7 protein-coding genes are annotated in these 5,808 nt (G+C 50.7%); 1 reads left to right on the top strand and 6 read right to left on the bottom strand.

From position 1 onward, the window contains the following. The 4 genes from GF404_08485 to GF404_08500 form a co-directional block, all read right to left on the bottom strand. On the bottom strand, nt 1–476 hold a 476-nt coding region (locus tag GF404_08485; protein ID MBD3382220.1), incomplete at its 3' end, for a DUF1385 domain-containing protein. 83 nt (nt 477–559) lie between these two features. Further along, nucleotides 560–793, bottom strand: coding sequence for a 50S ribosomal protein L31 (gene rpmE, locus GF404_08490; protein ID MBD3382221.1), 234 nt, complete (start codon nt 791–793; stop codon nt 560–562). A 325-nt stretch (nt 794–1,118) separates the two neighbouring features. Then, on the bottom strand, nt 1,119–1,265 hold the full coding sequence (locus tag GF404_08495; protein MBD3382222.1) for a hypothetical protein: 147 nt from the start codon (nt 1,263–1,265) through the stop codon (nt 1,119–1,121). Between the two features lie 178 nt (nt 1,266–1,443). Continuing rightward, nucleotides 1,444–2,769, bottom strand: coding sequence for a reductive dehalogenase (locus tag GF404_08500; protein MBD3382223.1), 1,326 nt, complete (start codon nt 2,767–2,769; stop codon nt 1,444–1,446). A 195-nt stretch (nt 2,770–2,964) separates the two neighbouring features. Here GF404_08500 and GF404_08505 point away from each other — a divergent pair, with 195 nt between their 5' ends. Then, nucleotides 2,965–4,209, top strand: coding sequence for a hypothetical protein (locus GF404_08505; protein ID MBD3382224.1), 1,245 nt, complete (start codon nt 2,965–2,967; stop codon nt 4,207–4,209). A 4-nt stretch (nt 4,210–4,213) separates the two neighbouring features. On the opposite strand, the gene GF404_08510 is transcribed toward GF404_08505, so the two are convergent. Both GF404_08510 and GF404_08515 read right to left on the bottom strand, forming a co-directional pair. Further along, nucleotides 4,214–5,557, bottom strand: a complete 1,344-nt coding sequence (locus tag GF404_08510; GenBank protein MBD3382225.1) for a response regulator — start codon at nt 5,555–5,557, stop codon at nt 4,214–4,216. Beyond that, a partial coding sequence (locus tag GF404_08515; GenBank protein MBD3382226.1) for a hypothetical protein occupies nt 5,554–5,808 on the bottom strand: 255 nt, incomplete at its 5' end. The genes GF404_08515 and GF404_08510, both read right to left, overlap by 4 nt.

Consider the following 5,808-nt stretch of genomic DNA (forward strand, 5'->3'; position numbering starts at 1 on the left):
CCGAAACGGGAGATCATCCAGACATACGCAAGAAACATCAAAACCCGGATTACGCCGGCAACGAGATTGAATGACAGTGCTTCACGGCTGACCCCGATAAGCGATGAGAAAAACAGTGGCAGAAAGAAAAAGATGCCTATACCGAGTGCGAAAGCGATTACCGCGGTAACTCCGATCGCCAGGTTCGAGGTCTTCTGGTTGGTTTCTTTGCCCTCGGCCCGGTCGATATCCTCGGCCGCCACACTGGCGGAAAAATTAAGCGTGCGGATCCCGATTGCGAGCATCTCGACCAGCGAAACCGCACCGCGTATGATCGGCAGTCCGAATAACTTTACGCGCTTAGTATAGGACAGAAAATCTTCGGATTTTATCTCGATCTCGCCCGTGGCCCGTCGGACCGCGGTAGAGATTCGATCCTTGGAGCGCATCATCACGCCCTCGATAACCGCCTGTCCGCCGACATTCAGATCCGGCATATCAAACTCCTCGCTTTTACGGTTGCACAAACTAAAACAGGCCGCGCCCGATTAAACCGGCGCTGCCTGCAAGTTGTGGTAATCTAATTGCCTTTGGAGTCTTTCTGCTTGCCCTGATTGTACTTGGCATATTTGCGCTTGAAGCGCTCCACACGACCGGCAGTGTCAACCAGTTTCTGGCGCCCGGTGAAAAACGGATGGCAGTTGGAGCAGATATCCACCTTGATTTCAGGCAGGGTCGCCTTGGTTTTGACCTGGTTGCCGCAGGCACAGGTGATCGTGCAGTCGACGTATTTCGGATGAATTTTTTCTTTCACCAGTTCACACTCCTTAATTTACCGTATCAAACCGGGTTAATTTAAGCGGATTTGACGAAAAAGCAAGCAAAATCTCCGCATAATGTAACCCATACAGCCTATTTCGGTTCCAAATTATCCGCTTTTAACCGATTATAGTGATTTCAGGCAAATTTGTTTCCTGCTGTAACTCAAGAAGTTTACTCGATGTTTTAGACTGCCGTCGTTATTGCGAAGAGCGTAGCGGCGACGCAATCTTTAATGCAAAGATCGCCGCGCTTCGCTCGTGTTGACAATACCTGGGTACGTTTTTCGGTCAGGAAAGAATCCTGACCGCATGTTAAAGTCATCCTGAGAAGGAATCATGCTCTGGTGTGCTGACGAAGTGAATATCTCTCGCTTCGTTATGGCAGGTCTTGAGTTCTCGTCTTTTGTCGGGAGCTAGTATCCTGCCATGGAAGAATCCGATGATTGAGATTTCTCCACTCGTCATTACGCAAGCGCAATTTTTCGGTCGAGATGACAACTGCGCAGTTTCCATTGTTATTACAGACCTGTAGGTCAAGTCTCACTATTGTGATTTGACAATTCTGACTGTCAGGTGACGCTCCGGGCATTAAATCTAAACCAGGTCTGAATCAACTCCTGAGAAAGCATTGTCGCATGAACCGTTAAAGATCTTTTTTGCGCCCGTAGAATAAGTCATCGCCATAGACCGCGACCCGGCGAGCAAACGCTGAACGCTTGATCGCTTTTTTGACCAGGTTATGAAGTGGTGTCGGGGGATGGCTGAAAGGGCAGACTTTCATGCACAAACCGCAGTCAGTCCCGGCCAGACGCCAGTACCAGAGGCATTTTTCCATATCCAGGAGCCACTTTTCCACCCCGCGGACTTCGCATTTGTCACCATCCGGAATCGCCCTGGAGGGGCAGTTGGTTGCGCACTTTTTGCAAACCTGGCAGAAATCCTGCACCCCGAAAGTGATCGGCTTATCTGCCAGAAGCGGTAGATCGGTGGTGACCGCTCCCAGGCGGATGCGTGATCCCAGGGTAGGTGAAATCAGGTAACCATGACGACCCAGCTCACCCAGGCCGGCATCGTAGGCCACAGGTGGCAACATGATCTGGTAGTTCGATCCGGCGATATGAGCCCGTGCGGGATACCCGAGTTTACGGATATAGTCGGCCAGACCGATCGATATTCTGGCTCCCTCGAAATACTTGGCGGCGGTCTCGGCGGTGATTGGAAGATCGGGGGCGCTTTCAACATGGAAGTAGTTCATCTCGAGCGTGAACATGATCGCGTAGCTGTGCCTGTTGACAATCGGCTGACCCCATGGTTCCGGGCCACGGCCGACATGGGAGTAAACATACATCGGATTCAATTCACAGATCCCGACATCGTCGGCACCATTTTCAAGCACATATTTTTTAACTATGCGAGTGGCTTCTTCGGAGTTGTACTCGGCCCGAATATCGGCCACAGGACCATCGACATAGGTCAAGGCTGTCTCGATCTTTTCGAAAATAGCTTCGATCTGTTGCGACCTGACCGGATCATAGTGGCGCCCGCCCGGTTTAAACATGACAGGCAGTTTGCGAATGCGGTCATCGATTTGCTTGTGTTCAGGACGCATCTCGTAGTATTTCGCGTACTTCTCCGAGCCGGGGAGGTATTCCTCGCGGGCGAACATGATATCGCGTTCATCGACCTTGCCGTTCACATCTTCAATCCTAATCGAACTCATACCACCCGCCGGCAGAAAGAACAAGGCTGTAAAGACAGCTACAACAGCGACCGGCAATATTAAAATCATGCTGTCCTGCCAGAAAGCCAGAAATACCAGCGACCAGATGATACCGAACAGACCGAAAAACAGGATGCTGACGATTGCGGCACGCAGTTTTTTCTCGACCAGCGAGGTAACGTAGAAAGTGGCGAAAAAGGCCATGACAGCCAGCCCGACAGTTATAAAGATGTAGTTTACAAGATTCATCTAGGCCTCATTGTATTCGACGGGTGCAATGTAGGGGTTATTTGAGCAATCGGCAAGCCTGTTTATTCTCTTGAGTTCAACGTTAACTGCTATGTCAGCACTGCAAATATTGCAGACGTCAGGTGTGAATCGAAACTTCGAGTTGAGCGATTTTGATTGAGTAATCGTCATTTGATCAATATAATATCGAATTGAATGAAACTGGACGATATTATGATTTATGACACATCTATCCAGTGCCGGTTCGCGAGAATGCTGGTGGCTGTATCATTGGCGGTAAGCGCAGTTTTATCGATTCTCTTATTGTTCTCGGATCTTGTCTGGTTATGGTTTCTATTTGCCCTGGCCTTTTTGACCGCATACTGTTTGCTCGCGATAAAAAAGCAAATCGGAGGCAAATTAATCTGTCGCCTGATGCTGGTTACTGCGGTTGTTGTTTTTATATTTGTCATCCCAGAGCTAATCCTCAGGCTGGTCGATTTCAGCTACCAGGGAAGCCTGCACTACCAGGGCGGAGAAAAATTCGCCACGCTCAGGCCTGAAACCCGCTCGTTGTTTGTCCCCGATGATCGGCTCTACTGGAAGCTCCCCTCCAGTCAACCCAATGTTAACTCCTACGGATTCCCCGATCACGAGGTCGCGGTTCCCAAACCGCCCGGTACATACCGTATAATCTATCTCGGGGATTCAGTCACGCAACTCGGGTATCCGCGTTTCGTTGTACAGTTGCTGAACAGGCTTCTCGGTCGGGATGATATTAAAATCGAGTCGGTGATAATGGCGGTGGCTGGTTACAGTTCCTACCAGGGCAGGGTTATGGCGGATATGTACGCCGAAAAGTTCGAACCCGACCTGGCGGTGGTGCTGTTTGGCTGGAATGATCACTGGCTGGCCTGTAACGCGATCGACTCCGAGGCGGGAGGGGGTCGATTCAGCTGGTTGATCCGCAAAGTATATCTGCATTCACGACTGATACAACTGGCCGGCAGGCTGGCTGAACCATTGATGTCCGATCGAAAGAGCAGACTTATTGACCAAACCCGGGTCCCGCTCGACGAGTACGCTGCAAATTTAAACGCGATTGCCATGCGCTGTGAGAAATCTGCTGTGCCCGTACTGCTCGTGACTTCGCCTACCTCGCATTACAAGCTGACGGTTCCTGACTATCTGGTGCGGGACCGTTACGCTTACAGCAGGGATTCGGTGATCATGTTACATAAGCGGTACAATAAAAGCGTGCGTGAAGTCGCCGAAAACAGAGACTTGTATTTACTTGACCTGGAGAGGATAATCGATACCCGAAAGGACATCGGAGAGCTGTTCAGCGCGGATGGTATCCATCCAAATCGCAGGGGAATTGAATTGATGGCGGAGATAATCGGCCAATATATCTATCAGCACATTCTGCCCGATTCATTGATTTCAGGTAAAGGTGACTAATTTCTTACGGTTGGGTGTCTTCGATGTCGAGCGCTTTGAGCTTCTTGTAGAGGTGACTGCGCTCGAGTCCGAGCCTGCGGGCCGCCTCGGCCATATTACCCGCGGTTTCCTTGATCTTGGTCAGGATATACCTGCGCTCAAAATCTTCCACCGCCGTTTTCAAATCGACCTGTCTTCCCTTGAGGGTTGTGGTTGAGAGTACGAACTCGACATCATCCCGGCCGATATTTTCAAACTCACCGGTAACTAAAAGCCTCTCGACGATATTCTTCAACTCTCTCACATTTCCGGGATAATTGTATTTTATCAGAGCGGTCATAGCAGGTTTGGCGATCCTGACCGGCCGACGACCATAGTCGGCACAGATCTGCTTGACAAAATATTCCGCCAGGATGGGGATGTCATCTTTATGTTGCCTCAGGGGAGGGATTTCGATCGGGATGACGTTGAGGCGAAAATAGAGATCCTCGCGGAACTGCCCGCGTTCGATCTTCTGTTCAAGGTTGCGATTGGTGGCCGAGAGGATACGTACATCGATTTTTTTGGGTTTTCCTCCGCCCAGCCGTTCGACCTCGCTTTGTTCAATTACCCGCAACAGTTTGGCCTGGGTCTTGGGTGCCATATCGCCGATTTCATCCAAAAAGATAATACCGCCGTCAGCCTCCTCGAATCGACCCGCCCGTGCAAAGGCGGCCCCGGTGAAAGCTCCCTTCTGAAATCCAAACAGTTCCGATTCGATCAGTTCATCGGGCAACGCGGCGCAGTTGACGGCCACAAACGGTTTTCCGGCACGAGCGCTCTTGTAATAGATATTTCGAGCGACGATTTCCTTGCCGGTGCCGTTTTCGCCCTGGATCAGTACACGGCTGTCGGCCCGGGCGATTCTCTCGATCTGTGATTTGAGTTGCTCTATCTCATCTGATTCACCCACGAGCTGATAACGTTGTTGCATCTCATACTTGAATGCCTGGTTTTCACGGGAGAGGTTGAGCATCTCGAGCGCGTTTTCGATCGTGATCAGAATCCGTTCCAGCGAGAGTGGTTTCTCCAGGAAATCGTAAGCACCCAGCTTGACTGCCTTGACCGCTGTCTCGATATCGGAATGGCCGGACATCATGATATAAGCCTGGAGCTGAAATTTCTGCTTGAACTTTTCCAGGAGTTCAACCCCGTCACCGTCGGGAAGCCAGACATCCAGAAGGCACAGGTCGACCTCGCGCGAATTGAGCTTAACCGCTTCGGCAGATGTTTTCGCCGTCAGGACATCATAACCTTCACGTTCGAGCGGTCCGGCCAGTGATTTCAGGATAGCTTCTTCATCGTCGACTATCAGTATTTTCGCGCTCATGTTGTAACAACCGGAAGTTTGATGGTGAACACGGTTTCTTCTCCGACACTGCTATTAACGGAAATTTCACCGTCGTGGTCAAACACAATTCTCTGCGCGATCACAAGTCCCAGGCCTGACCCCTCGCTTTTGGTGGTGAAGTAGGGAGTGAAGATGCGCCCGAGATTCTCCGTGCTGATTCCGGGGCCGTGATCTATAACGGAAATCTTTGCCAGTTCGTCATCAGGTCCGACCTCGATTTCAATTTTCCC

The sequence above is a fragment of the Candidatus Zixiibacteriota bacterium genome, assembly GCA_014728145.1.
In the GTDB taxonomy this organism is placed as follows: domain Bacteria; phylum Zixibacteria; class MSB-5A5; order JAABVY01; family JAABVY01; genus WJMC01.